Source organism: Leptotrichia shahii, from assembly GCF_008327825.1.
In the GTDB taxonomy this organism is placed as follows: domain Bacteria; phylum Fusobacteriota; class Fusobacteriia; order Fusobacteriales; family Leptotrichiaceae; genus Leptotrichia; species Leptotrichia shahii.
Genome location: NZ_AP019827.1, coordinates 473,933 through 493,033 on the forward strand (window position 1 = coordinate 473,933; position 19,101 = coordinate 493,033).

17 protein-coding genes are annotated in these 19,101 nt (G+C 29.7%); 11 read left to right on the forward strand and 6 right to left on the reverse strand.

The window, feature by feature from the left end; translation table 11 throughout:
- Positions 1-100: 100 nt before the first annotated feature.
- From F1564_RS02260 to F1564_RS10250, 6 genes are all read right to left on the reverse strand, one after another.
- Positions 101-466: a Rid family detoxifying hydrolase gene (locus tag F1564_RS02260; RefSeq protein WP_018450798.1), complete on the reverse strand. Its 366-nt coding sequence runs from the start codon at positions 464-466 to the stop codon at positions 101-103.
- Positions 467-562: 96 nt separating this feature from the next.
- Positions 563-2,914, reverse strand: a complete 2,352-nt coding sequence (locus F1564_RS02265; RefSeq protein WP_018450797.1) for a patatin-like phospholipase family protein — start codon at positions 2,912-2,914, stop codon at positions 563-565.
- Positions 2,915-2,953: 39 nt separating this feature from the next.
- Positions 2,954-3,670 carry a YjjG family noncanonical pyrimidine nucleotidase gene (locus F1564_RS02270; protein ID WP_018450796.1) on the reverse strand — a complete coding sequence of 239 codons (717 nt, stop codon included), beginning with the start codon at positions 3,668-3,670 and terminating at the stop codon, positions 2,954-2,956.
- A 405-nt stretch (positions 3,671-4,075) separates the two neighbouring features.
- Positions 4,076-5,074 (reverse strand): hypothetical protein, encoded by a 999-nt coding sequence (locus F1564_RS02275; protein ID WP_018450795.1) that lies wholly within the window; start codon positions 5,072-5,074, stop codon positions 4,076-4,078.
- A 53-nt stretch (positions 5,075-5,127) separates the two neighbouring features.
- The gene (locus F1564_RS02280) at positions 5,128-6,342 is read right to left on the reverse strand and encodes a hypothetical protein (RefSeq protein ID WP_149201883.1); all 1,215 of its coding nucleotides are present in this window, start codon (positions 6,340-6,342) and stop codon (positions 5,128-5,130) included.
- Positions 6,343-6,367: 25 nt separating this feature from the next.
- Positions 6,368-7,612, reverse strand: a complete 1,245-nt coding sequence (locus tag F1564_RS10250) for a YARHG domain-containing protein (RefSeq protein WP_018450792.1) — start codon at positions 7,610-7,612, stop codon at positions 6,368-6,370.
- Positions 7,613-7,869: 257 nt separating this feature from the next.
- Between F1564_RS10250 and F1564_RS02290 the strand changes: the two genes are divergently transcribed.
- The 11 genes from F1564_RS02290 to F1564_RS02340 all read left to right on the forward strand — a co-directional run bounded on the left by F1564_RS02290 (position 7,870) and on the right by F1564_RS02340 (position 19,079).
- A complete protein-coding gene (locus F1564_RS02290; RefSeq protein WP_232053388.1) occupies positions 7,870-9,114 on the forward strand; it encodes a glycoside hydrolase family 10 protein in 1,245 nt (414 codons plus the stop codon).
- Between the two features lie 369 nt (positions 9,115-9,483).
- Positions 9,484-10,725: a sodium/glutamate symporter gene (gene gltS, locus F1564_RS02295; RefSeq protein ID WP_018450790.1), complete on the forward strand. Its 1,242-nt coding sequence runs from the start codon at positions 9,484-9,486 to the stop codon at positions 10,723-10,725.
- Positions 10,726-11,096: 371 nt separating this feature from the next.
- Positions 11,097-11,993 (forward strand): F0F1 ATP synthase subunit A, encoded by an 897-nt coding sequence (atpB, locus tag F1564_RS02300; RefSeq protein WP_018450789.1) that lies wholly within the window; start codon positions 11,097-11,099, stop codon positions 11,991-11,993.
- A gap of 123 nt (positions 11,994-12,116) precedes the next feature.
- Complete coding sequence (atpE, locus tag F1564_RS02305) at positions 12,117-12,359, forward strand: ATP synthase F0 subunit C (protein WP_018450788.1); 243 nt, start codon at positions 12,117-12,119, stop codon at positions 12,357-12,359.
- Between the two features lie 176 nt (positions 12,360-12,535).
- Positions 12,536-13,024: a F0F1 ATP synthase subunit B gene (gene atpF / locus F1564_RS02310; RefSeq protein ID WP_147004122.1), complete on the forward strand. Its 489-nt coding sequence runs from the start codon at positions 12,536-12,538 to the stop codon at positions 13,022-13,024.
- Between the two features lies 1 nt (position 13,025).
- Positions 13,026-13,553 carry an ATP synthase F1 subunit delta gene (atpH, locus tag F1564_RS02315; protein WP_018450785.1) on the forward strand — a complete coding sequence of 176 codons (528 nt, stop codon included), beginning with the start codon at positions 13,026-13,028 and terminating at the stop codon, positions 13,551-13,553.
- 18 nt (positions 13,554-13,571) lie between these two features.
- Positions 13,572-15,077 carry a F0F1 ATP synthase subunit alpha gene (gene atpA / locus F1564_RS02320; RefSeq protein ID WP_018450784.1) on the forward strand — a complete coding sequence of 502 codons (1,506 nt, stop codon included), beginning with the start codon at positions 13,572-13,574 and terminating at the stop codon, positions 15,075-15,077.
- Positions 15,078-15,092: 15 nt separating this feature from the next.
- Positions 15,093-15,953, forward strand: coding sequence for an ATP synthase F1 subunit gamma (gene atpG, locus F1564_RS02325; RefSeq protein ID WP_018450783.1), 861 nt, complete (start codon positions 15,093-15,095; stop codon positions 15,951-15,953).
- A 70-nt stretch (positions 15,954-16,023) separates the two neighbouring features.
- On the forward strand, positions 16,024-17,421 hold the full coding sequence (gene atpD / locus F1564_RS02330) for a F0F1 ATP synthase subunit beta (RefSeq protein ID WP_018450782.1): 1,398 nt from the start codon (positions 16,024-16,026) through the stop codon (positions 17,419-17,421).
- Positions 17,422-17,526: 105 nt separating this feature from the next.
- Positions 17,527-17,916 (forward strand): ATP synthase F1 subunit epsilon, encoded by a 390-nt coding sequence (atpC, locus tag F1564_RS02335; RefSeq protein WP_018450781.1) that lies wholly within the window; start codon positions 17,527-17,529, stop codon positions 17,914-17,916.
- 164 nt (positions 17,917-18,080) lie between these two features.
- Positions 18,081-19,079 (forward strand): DUF4912 domain-containing protein, encoded by a 999-nt coding sequence (locus F1564_RS02340; RefSeq protein ID WP_018450780.1) that lies wholly within the window; start codon positions 18,081-18,083, stop codon positions 19,077-19,079.
- Positions 19,080-19,101 lie beyond the last annotated feature (22 nt).

Genomic DNA, 19,101 nt, shown 5'->3' on the forward strand with positions numbered 1-19,101 from the left:
TCCTCATTTGAGTGGAATTTGATTTAAAATTTAAAAATAATAAAAAAGATGACTTTAGATTGATCTTTCTGAAGTCATCAATTTTTTTATTAAATAGAAATTATTTCCCAAAATAAGCTATTGCTTCAATTTCCACTAGTACGCCCTTTGGTAATTTATCTACAGCAAAAGCTGATCTTGCTGGATATGGTTCAGTAAAATATTCTGCATAAATATTATTTACTGCCACAAAATCATTAATATTGTCTAATAATACAGTTGTTTTTATAACATTTCCTGTTGACAATCCATTATTTTCTAAAATTGCTTTTAGATTTTCAAGCACTTGTCTTGCCTGATCTTCCACTGTAACAGCTTCAATCTGCTGATTTTCCGGATTAATCGCAATTTGTCCTGAAATATACAAAAAATCTCCAGCTTTTCTAAATGCTGAATAAGGACCAACTGCTTCAGGTATTTTTTTCATTTCTTCCTCCTAAATTTTTAAATTTTACAATTTCATTTTATCATATTTTTTCAATATTAAAAAGAGATTTATCAATTTTTTTGACATTAAATTATTTTATTCTGGTGAATATCCAAAGTTTAATAAATACCTCCAGCTTTCTCCCGGAACTTTTGCAAATCCAAAATAAAGTGGAATTGTCAAGGCTTTTACTCCGATTCCAAATTTATAACTTTCCTTTACATCATTGCCAAAACTGTAACTTTTTCCAGAAATATTTGCTCTTGAATAGGTTGTATCCAAATATACAAGGTTTGATAAATTGTATTGTGCTTTTAACCTTCCTACAAAAATACTTCCGCCACGAATTTTATCAGCTGGCATTCCTGTAAATTCCAATGAATTATCAGCAGTTCTTATTCCTCCCATTTTGGGTTTATATGTTTCTGGAATGTCTTTTCCATAAGATGTCAAATAGGCTATTCCGGGAGTAATTGTTACTTTTTCGCCGATTGGAATATTAATTTCTCCACCTGTATATAGCGAATTAAATTTAGCATGTTTTGAATCTGCCAGTGTATAATTTGAGAAAAGATAGATTCCTTTTGTTGCAAAGTTAAGACTATCTCTTGTATCATAGCTTAATTTTGCTTCATAATATGGAAATGATTTTCTCACATTTTCGGTATCATTTTCATGTTTTTCCACATCTGATATTTGATAACCTCCACCGATTGAGAATAATAGATTCTTATATATTTCTACACCTATTCCTGTTCCAATTTTAAATTTTCTATTTTCAAAACTAAAATATCCATTTTTATATTTTTGATTTTTTATAATATCACGCTTATATTCAAATTCTCCATAAATTACTGTTTTTGAATTTTTTCCAAGCTCTGCAGTTGCCTTACCTTTTGCTCCATATTCATTTGCAACTGTTCCACTTACTGAATATCTAACATTTGTATTATTCAAAAGTTTACTCCCTTGGAAACCTACGTTTACAGTAGCTAAATCCTCATTATTTATATTTCCAGAAAGTGTCAAATAATCACTTGGCTTTTCCTGAACATTTATTATTAGATCGTTATTCTTCACTTCATAATAAACAGTTGTAAAATCACCATTCTGATAAATATTATTAACTATTTTTTCCATATCCAGTCTAGTTAAAGTTCCAAGTCTTTTTGGAAAAAATTTGTCAAAATATGCTCTTGTATATTTTTTGTTACCTTCTATTACAACACCAGTAATATTATACTCATCCTTCCAAGTCTGTCTAAATTCCCTTCGTTTTTCCTCTAATTTTTCATAAAGTTCAGGATTTGACAATTTTCTAATTTCATTTATATTTGCTCTTGCCACAGCCTCACCAGCTGCAATAAGTTCTTTTATCTTTGAAAAATCATAAGCTTCATATTTTTCCAAATCAGGTTTCATATATAAATCAAGCATCCGAATTTGCCGCTCAACTTCCTGTCTCCCTGCAATTGTTGTAGTATCTGTAATTACATCAATTAGATTCATTTTTGATTCATCCCTTTTTGTGAATCCATCTCCCACATTTACTCCAATTGTATAATCTGCTCCAAGTACCTTTGCATCTTGAACAGGTAAATTTCGCACTACTCCACCATCAATGTAAAGCCTTTTTCCATCTCGTATTGGAGCAAAAACTGATGGAATCGACAAACTTTCCCTTATTGCTGTTGCAATAGAGCCTTTATCAATCATTACACCTTCCCCAGATTCCAAGTCGGTCGCAACTGCTGCAAATTTTCTTGGAAATTTTTTAAAGTCTTCAACTCTCAATGCACCATAAAAGATTTCGTTTAACTTCTGACTAGCAGTTTTTCCTCCAACAACTCCACTTGGTAATTTTGGCATAAAGTTTTTTATCGGAATTACTGTACTATTTTTATCTTCAATCGAGTTCCTTACAGCTCCTTTATCTTTTCTCTCGATTTTATCATTAAAAAGACTCATCCAGTCCATACTGACTGCTATTTCTTCAATTTCCTCTGGAGTATATCCCACACTGTACATTCCTCCAATAATACTTCCCATACTAGTTCCAGTTACATATTCTATTGGCACCTTTTCTTCATCTAAAATTTTTAATATCCCAATATGAGCAAGCCCTTTTGCCGTTCCTCCGCTAAGTACTAGCCCAATTCTTCTATCTTTCTGATTAATTATACTTTCTTCATTTTCAAGATTTTTCTTAATATTTTTATTTTCAAAGTTTTCATTATTTTTCAAATCTACATCTTTTTTTAACCCGAATTTTTTTTCATTATTATCATTATCACTTTTCAAGTTTGTATTATTTTCATTTTCTAAAACAACATAATTTTCAGATTTCCAGTTTTTTTCAGTTTGAATTTTTTCATTTTCAGCCAATCCAAAAGCATTTACCAATAGAAAAATAACAAAAAAACAAATTAACTTTTTCTTTCCAGTCACTGTCTAATCTCCTCCATTCTTTATCCATGTTTTATTCATTTATAAAATTTCAAATAATTCTTCTAATTTTTTCACTTCATATTTTGGAATTATTCCTGTATCATTAATAATATTTTTCAAATTTACCCAGCAAGTATCAATCCCAGCATTTTGTCCGCCTTTTATGTCAGCCATCAAAGAGTCACCAACCATTATGGCAAGTTTTTTATCCGATATTCCCAAATATTCCATTGCATATTCAAATATTTTTTTATCAGGCTTATTAACTCCAACTTCTTCAGAAATAACAAGTTTATCAATATATTTTCCAATTGATGAATTTTTTATTCGTGAATATTGAACTTCCTTTATCCCATTTGTAATAATTCCAACTTTATATTTTGAATGCAGATATTCACACAGTTTTTCAGTCACCGTAAATGGAAAAACACTTTCTCCCAACTTTTTCAAATACAATTCACTTATCTCAACTGAATCATACTCCAAGCCAAATTCCTCAATTATTTTTTCAAACCTCAAAACTTTCAGTTTGTCCTTATCCATTTTCCCCTTTTCCAAATCCTTCCATAACTGTAAGTTTACCTCTTTATACTTCTTCCTTATTTTCTCATAATTTTCTTCCATTTTTTCTTTTTCAATCTGATTCACTTGAAAAAATCCCATTTTTTTAAATGTCTTTCTAAATGCCGAATCTTCTGTCTTTGAGTAATCAAAAAGCGTGTCATCTAAATCTATTAATACAAGTTCATATTTCATTTTTATTTTCTCCTTTCATTTTTATTCCATAGTCATTTGTAGAAGTCTAAAATTTTTAATATTTTTATTGAGTATTTCTGAAATAAAACTCTAATATTTTAAATAAAATACTGTATTTATCGAGTTTTTGCCTTATTATTTTTACAATTGCCTATTTTAATTATTTATAAAATATTATTATGCTATTTTACATTTAAATAATAAATTTGTTATAATTCCTATTTTTGATGGGGTTTAGTATTAATTATAATTTAAAATTTATTTAGAAGCGATGCTATAATTATATCACAATTTGATGAGAAACTTAATTTTAAATATTAATAAAAATTACAAAAAAGGGCAAAAATCTAACTAATGCCCTTTTTATATTTAAATTCAAAATAATTTTTTGAATTTTTTTCTATTTTAATTTATTTTTGAAAATCCTTCTAATCTTAATCTTGAATCCATTTCTTGTGAATTCATTTCTCCATTCAGGTTTGAATCTGATGTAATAGTAGTTCTAGTTGCTGAAGTTATTTCATTATTACTGTTCTGCATAAGATTTGAAAGTTCCAAATAATCATACTCAACAGCTTTTCCGTCATAATACATATTTCTAGACTTTATTTTGCTGTATATCCTTAATATAACTTGTCCATTTGAATCTTTTCCTGAATACATTCCCAAAATTTCATATAATGTTGAGTAATAATCTGTCCTTCGTCCCAATTCTGATATAAAATAGTTTTCATATAATTTTTTTATTTGCGATAAATTTTTAATTTCTGAAATATTTTTTACAGGATTAGGAAGATCGCTAACTTTTATTTCAAATTTATCATTTATAACTTTGATTTTATTAAACTTTGCTAATCTTGTGTCATAAATTGCATTAACTTGTATGACATCTCCATTTTGAATACCTTCACTTTTAGAAAGTTCAAATTTTATATTAGCTTTATCTAAAAAATTTTTTAATTTTAAATTGGAACTTTTTTTTGATTCATCTCCAGTTGCTTCTTTTGGTAAAATTTCCGCTTTAGCTTCTCCAGAAATTCCATCCACATTTACTGTATAGTAATTACTTATGTCAAATTTATCAATAAATATGTAGTTTGTTGCTACATAATATCCAATTATTGCTACTACTATCCCTATAATGATAAAAATAGTTGTATTATTATTTTTTTTATTGTTATAATTATAATTTTGATTTTCATAATTTCCATCAAAATTTTGATTGTTAAAATTATTATAATAATTTTGATCATTATAGTATGGTTCATTGTAATTATTATCTCCATTATTGCCATAATTCATATCATCATTATGTTCATCATAATTATTGTATCCATTAGAGTTTCCGTTACTATAGTTCATATCATAGCCTTGATTATTATAATTCTGATTTTTTTCATTCATACTTACTCCTATTTTTACAAAACTTTGTAAAACGATTATTTAATGCTTTTTATTTATCTATAATTTTGATTATTATAATCATTATTTGTGTTATTGTTCCAGTTTTCATTATTATAGTTGTTATTATTGTTGTTGTTTTGGTTATAATTATTATTATTATTTTTCATAACTTTATTTTTCATTGTTCTAAATTCTCTTTGTATATCTTGCATTTCAAATTTTTTATTTCTAAATATTAAGAAGAAATTTGTAACAACTGCAATTAATGAAAATACAAGAAGAACTATAAAACAAATTTTTATCATAAATATGTCTGGAGCATTATTAAGAATATTTGATAAAGCACTTGAATCCCCTTCTTCTAAACTTAATAATGAACCTGCAAATTTATCAATAAAATCTGTATATTTAATTTCAGCAATACCAGCAATGCAAAATATTATTACTGATAAATAATTTATATTTACAAATTTAGATAAATTATTTATTTTACGAAGTTTTAAGAAGATTAATATTAGTATTACAATCAAAACTATAAATATATATTTCAAAATATTACGAATAGAGAAAATTTCCAAAGAAGTAGCTGCTAATTTACCTCCAAATGCCACTAATTTTTGCATACCCATATCTCCTGAAGAATTAAGAAGTGAAAATCCTTCTTTTTGTAAATTTAAAAATTGCATATAAATCATTATTCCTTTTATTGTTATCCAAGCAACCAAACCAAATACAACCGTACTTATCCAAAACATTAATTTTAAGAATAATTTATTTTGTGGATTATCTTTTTCAAGTATTGAATCCAAAAAAGGTTTTTGATTATTAAAATTATTGTTTTGATTCATATTTGGATTATAGTTTTGATTATTTTGATTCGGATTCATATTATTGTAATTGGAACTATTATGGTTATAGCTGTTTTGGTTTTGATTCATGTTATTGTAATTTTGATTTTGGCTATTCTGGTTCGTAGGATTAAAGTTTCCATTATTTCGATTTTGGTTATTTTGGTTCATAGGATTAAAGTTTCCATTATTTCGATTTTGGCTATTCTGGTTCGTAGGATTAAAGTTTCCATTATTTCGATTTTGGTTATTTTGGTTCATAGGATTAAAGTTTCCATTATTTCGATTTTGGTTATTTTGGTTCATAGGATTAAAGTTTCCATTATTTCGATTTTGGCTATTTGGATTCATAGGATTAAAATTTCCATTATTCCGATTTTGATTATTCTGATTTCCTGTTTCAAAATTATTTTTTTCCATTTTTTACTCCTTTTAATTTTTTATTTTATTCTTTTGATAATATTAATTCAGCTAATTTTTTTTCATTAGGTGTTATTATATTTTCGCTATATGAAGTTCCTTTATACCAGCTTTTTCTTGAAAAATAGTTTTTGTATTTTTCTTTTTTAAAAATATATCCTCTTTTGGCATATATTGTATTTCTAATAATAGAAAGCTGACTGCTTGAAAAATTATTTAAATAACTCTCATTTCCTTTATTAATGACTTCGTCATAGACACGATCCAATGTTGCTAGATCTTCATCAGAACTTTGATTATTACTTGTGTTATTATTCTGAGAAGGCGCAGATGTAGATGTACTCTGATAGTTTGTCGCAGTTTCTTGAGTTATTTCATTATTTGCATTTGTACTTGTATTTATTTGAGCATTTGAAGCACCTTGTATATCTGTAAAAATGCTCTTGAATACTTTTAACATATCTTTACCGAATCTTGGGAAAATTTCTTCTTTTTCGCCCATAAATACTAAATATCTATAATTTTTTTTATCTCCTTTATATTGTCTTTCAGTTATAATTATATAATCGTCATCTTCTCTTAAAGAATAATTATAAATAAATATTTCATCTTTTTTATCAACGATTATCTCATTCTTATTATTATTTTTACTTTCAGTCTCAGTTTCATCGTTTAGACCATCTTTGATTTTTTTGGTACTCTCTGAAAAATTATATATTTTTCCAAATTTTTTTATTTTACCTGAAAATTTATTTGAAAAATCAAAATTATCTTCATACTCTCCATCTACATAGTTTACTTCTTTTATCAAGCCATTATTTTCATCATATATAATTTCATTTTCATAACCAGAATTTGATTTTGTTTTTACATATATAGCTTTATTTCCAGCTGTTTTTCCAATTTCTACATTACCATTTCTTTTTAGTTCATATACTCCTTCCATCACTCCGTTACTAAATGTAAAATATCCACTATAACCTTCATTTGTTGTAAATGTTACTCTTCCTGTAAAAAGTTGTTTATTATAGTATAACAGTTCATTTTCAATTGAAAAATTAACTGCATCTAAAGGAACTGTAATACCTGTGTATTCTTCATTAATTTGCTCTTTTTGTTTTTTTTCTTCATTTTCTTGTTTTTCTTTACTTTTACTATTCGTTTTGTTTTTGTTCCCAAAATTGAATATATTATTGCAAGATACAGCGAATATAAAAACAAAAATGAGGATTAATATTTTTAAAAGCTCCTTTTTTTTAGTTTTTAACATACACTTCCCTCCTTCTTTTTTATTGATTTTTGTTAAATTAATTTTTGATATTTTAATTTGTCTGTTGAATATTTTTTATTTAGATTATGTAATATTTTGTTTTAACTTAATTTTTCTATATAATAATATCCAACTTTTTAATAAAAGTCAATACTAAAAAAGAAAAAATTAAAGTAAGAAAATAAATGAGAATATATATTGAAAATTTGAGAAAAATATACTAAAATGATAGTGAAGATTTAACATTCAGAAAGGAGATGCGGGTGAAAGCAATTTTAAGAAAAGTATCATTATTGGCAATTACAGTTTTAACGGCAGCCTCGTTGAACGCCTCTAATATTATAGTGGGGAATCGTAACAATGCGGCAAAAGTTAATAATCAAAAAGTAACAAGAAATAGGGAGTTAAGAGGTGTATGGGTAGCAAGTGTAAGCAATATCGACTGGCCATCTAAAAAAGGACTTAGTATAGATCAGCAAAAAAGAGAATTTTTAACAATTCTTGATAATGTAAAGAAATGGAATATGAATGCGGTATTTGTGCAGGTAAAACCAACAGCAGATGCCTTTTATCCATCAAAATATTCACCTTGGTCTGAATATTTGACTGGAACTCAAGGAGTAAATCCTGGTTATGATCCATTAAAATTTATGGTGGAAGAAGCACATAAGAGAGGAATCGAGTTTCACGCCTGGTTTAATCCATATAGACTTTCGACATCTGGATCAAGAGATAAATTATCAAAGGATAATATTGGACGTAAAAAACCTGAATGGACAGTTTCTTATGGAGGACAGCTTTATTTAAATCCAGGGATTCCTGAAGTTGATGATTACGTTGTAGACAGTATTGTTGAAGTTGTAAAAAATTATGATGTTGATGGTATTCACATGGACGACTATTTTTATCCATACAAAGTTAAAGGGCAAGAATATCCTGATTCAGCACAATATCAAAAATATGGTAAAAATTTTGCAACAGTTGGAGACTGGAGAAGAGATAATGTAAATAGACTAATTGAAAAATTGCATAAAGCTATAAAAAATGAAAAAGAAAATGTGGAATTTGGAATAAGTCCATTTGGAGTATGGAGAAATGCTTCTACTGATCCATCAAGAGGTTCTGCTACAACTGCAGGTGTACAAAATTACGATGACTTGTATGCGGATATTTTACTTTGGATGAATAAAGGATGGATAGATTACGTTGCACCTCAAATTTACTGGAATCAGGGATTCAAAGCTGCTGAATATAATACGCTTGTAAAATGGTGGAGCAAATATGCTGGACAGACAAATACAGATTTATATATCGGACAAGCAGCCTACAAAGTAAACGACTGGAAAAATGCAAAGGAATTAATAAATCAAGTAAATTTCAACAGAACTTATCCAGAAGTAAAAGGAAGTATATTCTTTAGTTACAAGTCTCTGCTGACAAACCCCAAAAATGCTACAAACAGCCTAGCTCAAGGGCCTTATGCCAATATTGAAAATCAGTAATTTTTAGAAAAAACTAATTTAAAATTGAAATTTAAGAAATTAGTAAAAATCAGTATCAGAAGTGTTTTCAAGACTTGAATGATACTGGTTTTTATTTTATGTTAGATTCTATTAAACAGAAAACATATTTTATTTATTTTTTATCGCAGGGGATAAAGATTTCACCATATTTTTTGCACTTTAGCTAGTCTGCGATGTTTTTATACACTAACCAGAAAGTTTCTTACGCTTAGACAGTTTTATCGGCATATAAAAATAATCCAGCAGAAAATAAACATTCAATATTTTTTTAAAGTTTGCACTTTCTTAGGTTTTATAGTATAATAACTTATTACGAAAAAAAAAATTAGATCGAGGTGATAATGTTTTATGGTAAAAATTAATATGGATATGATCCAGACAATTGGATTGGCAGTTATTCTGCTCTTAATAGGAATGAAACTTAGAAAAAAAATTCAATTTTTTGAAAAATATTGCATTCCAGCTCCAGTTATTGGTGGATTTTTATTTTCAATAATTGTTTTTATTTTTAGGCAAACGAATGTGGCTCAAATTAAATTTGATGATACACTTCAAAAGTTTTTTATGGTAATGTTTTTTACAAGTGTAGGATTTAACGCCAGTCTTAAAGTATTGAAAAAAGGTGGTAAAAAGGTTGTCATCTTTTTATTTGTTGCAGCGGGATTATGTGTTATGCAAAATGTTGTTGCTGTTACACTTTCAAAATTTGTGGGGATTCCACCACTACTTGCATTGATGACGGGGTCTACTCCAATGACCGGTGGACATGGTACTTCAGCGGCTGTTGCACCTACAATTGAAGCTCTTGGTTCAATGTACAAAGGGGCGAATGCGATTGCAATTGCAGCGGCAACTTTTGGACTTATTGTGGGATCTGCGATGGGAGGGCCTATTGCTAGCAGACTTATTAACAAACATAAATTATTGCCTGAACATTTTAGAAAAGATAGAGTAAAACACGGTGACGAAGATATTGATGAGGAAGTTTTAAAAAGGCAAAAGCCTTATCTTGATGGAGAGCGTTTCTCAATGGCATTTTTCTATATTTTAATTGCAATGGGGATTGGTTCATATTTATCAATGTTCATTGATTATCTTATGAATTTTACAGGCTTTCAAGCACACTTTCCTATTTATATCGGACCAATGATTATCGCAGCTATCATTAGAAATATATCTGACAATGTAAAGGCTTTAAATGCTCCAATTAAGGAAATAAGCATTCTTGAAGATGTGGCGCTTAGCTTGTTTCTAGCAATGGCATTGATGACTTTGAGATTATGGGAGCTTATTGATTTGGCACTTCCAGTGCTTGTTCTATTAGTTGCACAGGTTATATTAATTTATTTCTATTTGAATTGGATAACATTTAAGGCGATGGGGTCAGATTATGATGCGGCTGTAATGGTTTCAGGGCATTGTGGATTTGGATTAGGTGCAACTCCAAATGGAATTTCAAATATGAAAGCCGTTACAGAAAAATATGTCTACTCAAAAATGGCATTTTTTGTGATTCCGATAGTTGGTTCACTATTTATCGACTTTGTTAATATTAGTATTATTACTTTATTTACACAATTTTTTAAGTAAAAAATATAACTGGAATTATTCGGTAACTATGTAATTTTATAGATAAATAAATGTGTTCAGAGATTTAAATTTTTTTGATAAGGGGCTAGATCCCCTTTTTTTAGAGCATTTACTTTTTTTAATCTATAGTTTTACTTAATTTTGTTAGTTCGAGTTTAAGAAGTTCTGAATATATTCTGTGAGGATAAAAAATAAAAGTGATTTAAATAATTTGTTGTTGTCTTGAAGAAATATGTAAAATATACTGTAAATAAAAGGTTTAATTTGAATAATAATAAAATTTGCAAAATGAATTTAATTGGAGTATAATAATGTTATGCAACAAAGTTTTTTTAATCTTTGCTCAAAGTTGAGAGAAAGGAGGGAAATTAATGAAAAATAAAATTTTTAAATTTTTAGGCTTCCTATTTCTTATGATGGTTGTCGTAAATCTGATTTTGTCAATTATTTCGACATTCTTACCAGTAAAATTTGAGTCGCCAAGTTCAGTTGTAGAAGCTCCGCATTATTTTAATTTTGTTCTAGGTGGATTTAAGTTCTCGCTTAGTCAGACAGTAGTTAATACGTGGGTACTTATGCTTGTAATTATGTTTATTGTAAGAGCTGGAACAAAAAAAACAAGTGTTGAAAATCCAAGTAAAATGCAAATTGTGATGGAAGAATACTATCACTTTATTGAAAACACTTTTTTAACTACATTTGGAAAGCATAAAAAAAATTATGTGCCGTTTTTTTCAGCATTATTTGCATTTATAATGTTTTCAAATTTAAGCACATTTTTGTTTCCATATATTATGATGGTAGTTAATGAAGATGGAGTTAAAATGGTAAAACCGTTTTTTAGAACGCCTACAGCAGATCCAAATACTACGATTGGATTATCACTTGTGGTAATTATACTTTTCCTGGCGGTATCTATAAAGCAAAGGGGACTAAGAGGATATATAAAATCACTATTTGAACCAATGTGGTTTATGTTTCCATTAAATATTGTGGATATTTTTTCAAAAGTTTTAAATACTTCAATGCGGTTATTTGGAAATATGCTTGCAGGACTTGTAATTGTAGGACTTTTGTATAGTCTTGTTGGTAGAGGTTTGCTTCAATCATTGACACATGATATGCTGAAGGGAAGTTTCTCCTTTTCAGTCGGATGGCCGATGATTATACAGCTTTATTTGGATTTGTTCATTGGTATTGTTCAAGCATTCGTGTTTACGATACTTTCATCAGTTTATATAAGTGAAGCGCTGGGTGAAGAGGAATAAAATAAAAATTACAGTCCTGAAATTCTTTTATATGTTCAAAGCTGATATTTTGTATAGATAAGAGCATTGTAGGGCAAAGTTAACTTTAATAAACAAAAAATAAAAAAATTAGGAGGATTAAAAATGGCAGGAGTAGAATTAATTAAGGCAGCAGCTTTATTAGGAGCAGGAATTGCAGCAATAGGAGGTGTTGGAGCAGGATTAGGACAAGGGATTGCAACTGGTTATGCAGTAGAAGCAGTTTCAAGACAGCCTGAAGCTAAGCAAGACATTATGCAAACATTAATTACAGGACTTGCGATTACAGAATCATCAGCAATTTATGCATTAGTAATAGCATTCCTATTAATTTTCTTAAAAGGGTAAGATTTTAAAAATAAAAAAATAGTATTTGAGTATTTTTAGAATTTAGATCAAAGTTAAATTTAAAGGAATGAAAGATTCAAGTGAATAAAAAAATTCTAAAAAGTGAAGAGTTATAAAAAAAGAAAATAGGATTAATATGTAAAATCAGGTTAATTTCTCAAAGTTAAGGAGTAAATATGGGAGGAAAATTAATAAACATCGACTTTACGATGGCTATTGAAATAATAAACTTTATAGTATTAGTCTATTTTTTTTCACGAACTTTTTCAAAAAAAATCGGTAAAGTTCTAGAAGATAGAAAAAAACTGGCTTTATCTGAAATGGAAATTGTTGAAAATGAAAAAGAAAAACTGGAAGATCAAAAAAAATCAATTGAAAAATTGAAAAAGGAATCTAAAAGACGTGCTAATGATATTTTGATAAAAGCTGAAAGACAGGCTGATGACAGAAAAGATCAAATTATATCGCTGGCTATGAGTAATCGTGAAAGAATGATGATGAAGGCGGAAGCTGATATTGAAAAAATGCGTCAAAATGCTAAATTTGAACTTCAAAAGGAAGTTGGAGAAATGGCGGTTGAACTTGCTGAAAAAATTATCAAGGAAAACATTGACGAAAAGCAGGATAAAACTATAAACAAGTTTATTAATGAGATAGGAGATTAAAATGGCTAATGATGAGATTGCAAAAAGATATGCATCGGCAATTTACAATATAGCAAAATCTTCTGAAAGTATAAATGAAGTTAGGGAAGTATTGAATATTCTTAAGGAAAATTACGCAGAGGAAGAGGAGTTCAGGAAGATTTTGGAAGATCCTCTTAAAAAATTTCCAGAAAAGGAAAAATTTTTGGAAAAATCCTTTAATCATGTATCTAGCGAAGCACTTGGAATAGTAAAATACATTGTAAGAAAACAGCGGTTATCGTTGATTGGCGATATAAAGGAATATTTTTTGAAACTTTATTATGAGGAAAATAATAAACTTCCAATAACTGCTATATTTGCAAAGGAGCTATCGGAAAAACAAAGGGATCTGTTAGTACAGAAACTTGAAAAAAAATATGGTAAAAAAGTCGTTATTAACCTTAAAGTTGACAAGGGAATTATCGGTGGAGGAATTTTAAGAATCGGTAATGAGGTTATAGACGGTTCAATAAAAAATCAAATTGATGAAATAAAGAAAAATTTTTAGAAATGGAGGTGCTTTTCTTTGAGAATCAAGCCAGAGGAAATAAGTAAAATAATCCGAAGCGAAATCGAAAATTACAAAAGTTCACTGGATATTTCCAATACTGGAACGGTTTTGGAAGTGGGAGATGGAATTGCCAGAATTTACGGATTAAGTGACGCTATGGCAGGAGAACTTTTAGAGTTTGAAAATGGAACTATCGGAATGGCACTAAACTTGGAAGAAAGTAACATTGGAGCAGTAATTTTTGGAAAAACACAAGGAATAAAGGAAGGAAGCATAGTAAAAGGATTGGGAAAAGTAGCTGAAGTTCCAGCTGGAAATGAAATGCTTGGAAGAGTAGTTGATGCACTTGGAAATCCTATTGATGGAAAAGGTGCAATAACAGCTGACAAATATATGCCAATTGAAAGACAGGCTTCAGGAATTATCGCAAGAAAGCCAGTTACACAGCCTATGCAGACTGGGATAAAAGCAATAGATGGAATGTTCCCGATTGGAAAAGGGCAAAGGGAATTAATAATTGGAGATAGACAGACTGGTAAAACAGCAATTGCAATTGATGCGATTATAAATCAAAAAAATAATGATGTTTTGTGTATTTATGTAGCAATTGGACAAAAGAGATCGACGGTTGCACAAATTTATAAAAAATTGGAAGAAGCTGGGGCATTGGAATATACAATTATTGTTGCGGCAACTGCTTCAGAATCAGCACCGCTTCAATATTTAGCGCCATATTCAGGGGTTGCTATGGGTGAATATTTTATGGATGAAGGAAAAGATGTACTGATAGTTTATGATGACTTGTCAAAACATGCTGTATCTTATCGTGAAATGTCATTATTGTTGAAACGTCCGCCAGGAAGGGAAGCGTACCCGGGAGATGTTTTCTATCTTCACTCAAGACTGCTTGAAAGAGCGGCAAAATTAAGCGATAAACTAGGTGGAGGTTCAATTACAGCACTTCCAATCGTAGAAACACGTGCTGGAGATATTTCGGCATATATTCCAACAAATGTTATTTCAATAACAGACGGACAAATATTTTTGGAAACAGATTTGTTTAATTCAGGATTCAGACCAGCCATAAATGCAGGAGTTTCTGTGTCACGGGTTGGAGGAGCAGCACAAATTAAGGCTATGAAACAAGTTGCTTCAAAAGTGAAGCTGGAACTTGCACAATATAATGAATTGCTGGCATTTACACAATTTGGATCAGATTTGGATAAGGCTACAAGGGATCAGCTTAACCGTGGATCTAAAATTATGGAAGTTCTGAAACAGCCGCAATACAGTCCATATAGAGTCGAAGAACAGGTAATTTCATTTTATTGTGTAACAAATGGATATTTTGACAATGTTCCAAATGAAAAATTGAGAACATTTGAGAAGGATTTAATAGAAGCAATTAGAAATGATTCAAATATTTTAAGTGAAATTTTAGAGAAAAAATCACTGGATGATAACTTGAAGAATAAACTTGACGAATTTATAATTAATTATAAAAAAGAATATGTCTGGTAAAGCAGGTGAAAATATATGGCAGCAAATATGAAGGAAATAAAAGAACGTATTGACAGTGTAAAAAATACCAGTCAAATTACAAATGCGATGAACATTGTATCTTCTACTAAATTCAAAAGATTTCAAGTTCTTACTTTAAAATCAAGAAACTATGCACGTGCTGTAAATGAAGCCTTTGATAATCTAGTTGCAAGCCTTACAGGAAATAAATTTGTAATTTTTGATGGAAAGTCCGAAGTTAAAAAAATTGGAATTATTGTGATGACATCGGATAGAGGACTTTGCGGAAGTTTTAACTCAAATACTTTTAGAAGGCTTGAAAGTATGAAAAAGGAGTTCCAAAAGGAAGGCAAAGAAGTTTCAGTTGTAACAATTGGAAGAAAAGCTAAAGAATATTGTAAAAATCGGGATATTAATGTAGATAGTGAATATACGCAAATGATTCCCGAAACAATGTTTGAAACTGGAAAAAATATTAGTGAAGATGTTGTGCAGTTTTATTTGAATGATTTTTATGATGAAGTTTATATGATTTATTCAAAGTTTGTATCAGCAATTGAGTATAATATTCAAGTGGAAAAATTGCTTCCGATTGAGAAAAAGGAAGGATTGCCAACGAAGGAATATATATTTGAGCCATCAGAGGAAGAAGTATTGAATTCATTTGTACCGCAAGTACTAAATATAAAATTGTATCAATCGTTGCTTGAAAATTCGGCAAGTGAACATTCGGCTAGAATGTCGGCGATGAAACAGGCTAATGATAATGCTTCTGAAATGATAAAGAACTTGGAAGTGCAGTATAATCGTGAAAGACAAGGACAAATAACACAGGAACTGACAGAAATAATAAGTGGTTCATTAGGTGTGCAGTAATTTTATAATTAATAGAAATATTAACCAAAATAAAAGCGCAGAATTTTAAGAAGGAGGTTAGACTTAACCTATGAATAAAGGTAAATTAGTTCAAGTAATTGGACCGGTTATTGATGTAAAATTTGAAAAGCAGTTACCGGATATTTACAATGCACTTGAAGTATATAATGAAAATGGCGAAAGATTAGTAGCTGAAGTTCACTCACATAATGGAAATAATGTTGTAAGAGCAGTTGCAATGTCTGGAACCGAAGGATTAAGACGTGGGCTGGAAGTTATAGATACTGGTAAACCAATTCAAGTTCCCGTTGGAAGATCTACACTTGGAAGAATTTTCAATGTACTGGGAGAAACAGTTGATGATGGAGAAAAACTTGATACAGATGTTTTAAGGGAATCTATCCATAGGGATGCTCCGTCATTTGAACAACAAGGTACTGATTCGGAAATATTGGAAACAGGAATAAAAGTAGTTGACTTGTTAGCTCCATACCTAAAAGGTGGAAAAATTGGACTGTTCGGAGGGGCAGGAGTTGGAAAGACGGTATTAATTCAGGAATTAATTAATAATATTGCGAAAGGGCATGGAGGACTTTCTGTATTTGCAGGAGTTGGAGAGCGTACACGTGAAGGACGTGATTTGTATAATGAAATGACTGAAAGTGGGGTTATCGACAAGACAGCGTTAGTGTATGGACAAATGAACGAGCCGCCTGGAGCAAGATTAAGAGTTGGACTTACAGCACTTACAATGGCAGAATACTTTAGAGATAAAGAAGGACAAAATGTACTTTTATTTATTGACAATATATTCAGATTTACTCAAGCAGGTTCAGAAGTATCAGCCTTGCTTGGAAGAATGCCGTCAGCCGTAGGATATCAGCCAAACTTGGCAACTGAAATGGGGGCATTGCAGGAAAGAATAACATCAACAAGTACAGGTTCAATTACATCAGTTCAGGCTGTATATGTGCCAGCAGATGATTTGACTGATCCAGCTCCAGCAACGACATTTGCTCATTTGGATGCGACTACAGTATTGTCGAGACAAATTGCATCGCTTGGAATTTATCCAGCAGTAGATCCGCTTGATTCAACTTCGAGAATACTAGAACCAGAGATTGTTGGAAATGAACATTATAAAATTGCAAGGGAAACTCAGAAAGTATTGCAAAGATACAAGGAATTACAAGATATTATAGCAATTCTAGGAATGGATGAACTAGATGAAAATGATAAATTGACAGTAAACCGTGCCAGAAAAATTCAAAGATTCTTTTCACAGCCGTTCTCTGTTGCAGAACAGTTTACAGGAATGAAAGGAAAATATGTTCCATTAAGAGAAACAATACGTGGATTTAAGGAAATTTTGGATGGGCTTCACGACGATTTGCCTGAACAAGCATTCCTGTATGTTGGAACAATTGACGATGCAGTTGCAAAAGCAAGAGAATTAATGAGTGAATAATTAATTTTAAAAATTATATTAAAGAAAGCAGGGATTTACCGTTCCCTGTTTTCCCATAAATTTTTTTAAATTTGTAAAAATCACTTTTAAATGGAAGGAGGCTTTATGGCAACAGAATTTATTTTGGAAGCAGTAACTCCAGAAAGACTTGTTTTTGAAAAGCCTGTTGAATTTGTGAAATTACGTACAGAAAGTGGAGATATCGGAATACTTGCAAAGCATATTAATTATATAACAGCTATTGGTGCAGGAGAAATGCTTGTGCGTGAAAAGGACAAGGAAGATGTGACATATTATCTGGAGGGCGGATTTTTAGAAGTTAGACAGGATAAAGTTGTTATTCTGGGAGTAAATATAGTTGAAGCAACTAAGGCAGAAGCTGAGAGAATGGCAAGGGAAGTTGCTATTGAAAAGGCAAAAAATCAAAAAATAAAGGAAGATCGGGATATTTTAGGAACGAAAAAGCGTATTCAGAGTAATTTGAGCAAAAAATAAATTTTAATTTTCTAAAAAAATGTGATATAATATATGTAAGATATAGTTAATTAATTTTAAAATTAATTTAAATAAAAACTCGAACTTCTACAAAATTGTATTAATATAAATTTTAAAAAAGGTTACTATAATTTATAATAAATTAATGTAAAGGTGGTATGGGAATGGAGCAATTGAAAAAAAATAGAACAAGAACATTTTATAGAAATTATGCTAATGAAAAATTAATTGGAAATAAAAATAACAAAGAATTGAAAAAACTGGAAAGATTTGTCTCAATGGAAGTTATTGAGAAAGAAATTATTGAAAAAATTTTGATAAAATACTTTTTTATGAAAAGAAGCAGAACATTTTATAGAAATTTTGCCAATAAAAAATTATTTGGAATTTTAGGGAGAAAATATAGAAAACTTATTAAAGCTATAGATTTTAACTATGAAAAAATTTCGCCAGATCAAATAAGACGTAGATATGTAGAAACTGAAATTAACCGTTCAAAATTTGCAAAAGGTGTGGAATTTGATGGTAAATCTAATCATGAAGATATTTACTTTGACAAGGCTCCATTACCAGCAGCATATTTTACAGATGAACTTATCCTAATGCCAAAAAACCCTACAACATTATACGTTTATTGGGAAATTCGTGATGATACATTTGAAAGATTAGCCGTAGATAACGGAGTTATTGATAATGTAGTTATAAAACTGTTTAAAGACGGATATGAATACAGAAAGATTATAAGACATGAAAGAATTGGTTCACATTATATTACTGAAATTGATGCAAATCAAAATTATGAAGCATCTATTGGATATGAAGATCAGTATGGAAACTTCTCAGAAGTAGCTCACTCAGCAGAAGCTATTGCACCAAATGACAAAGTTTCAGACAATATTGATTTACTATGGGGAACTGTAAAATTTGACGAAAATACAAATCAGCTTATAAAATACATAAATACACCAGTTTCAACACCAGAAGGAAGGGAACTTTTAGGAGTGCCTGCTGATCTTGACTTGGATGAAAATGATGAATTTATAATTGAAGTTGTGGAAAGACTAACAAAAGTAGGAGCTTCAGAATCATTGATTGAAAGAAAAGTGATAAAAGGTAAATTACCTCATCTTAAACTTGATATGAGCGGTTCAAGAAGCAGCTAAAATATTTTTAAAATAAATTAAA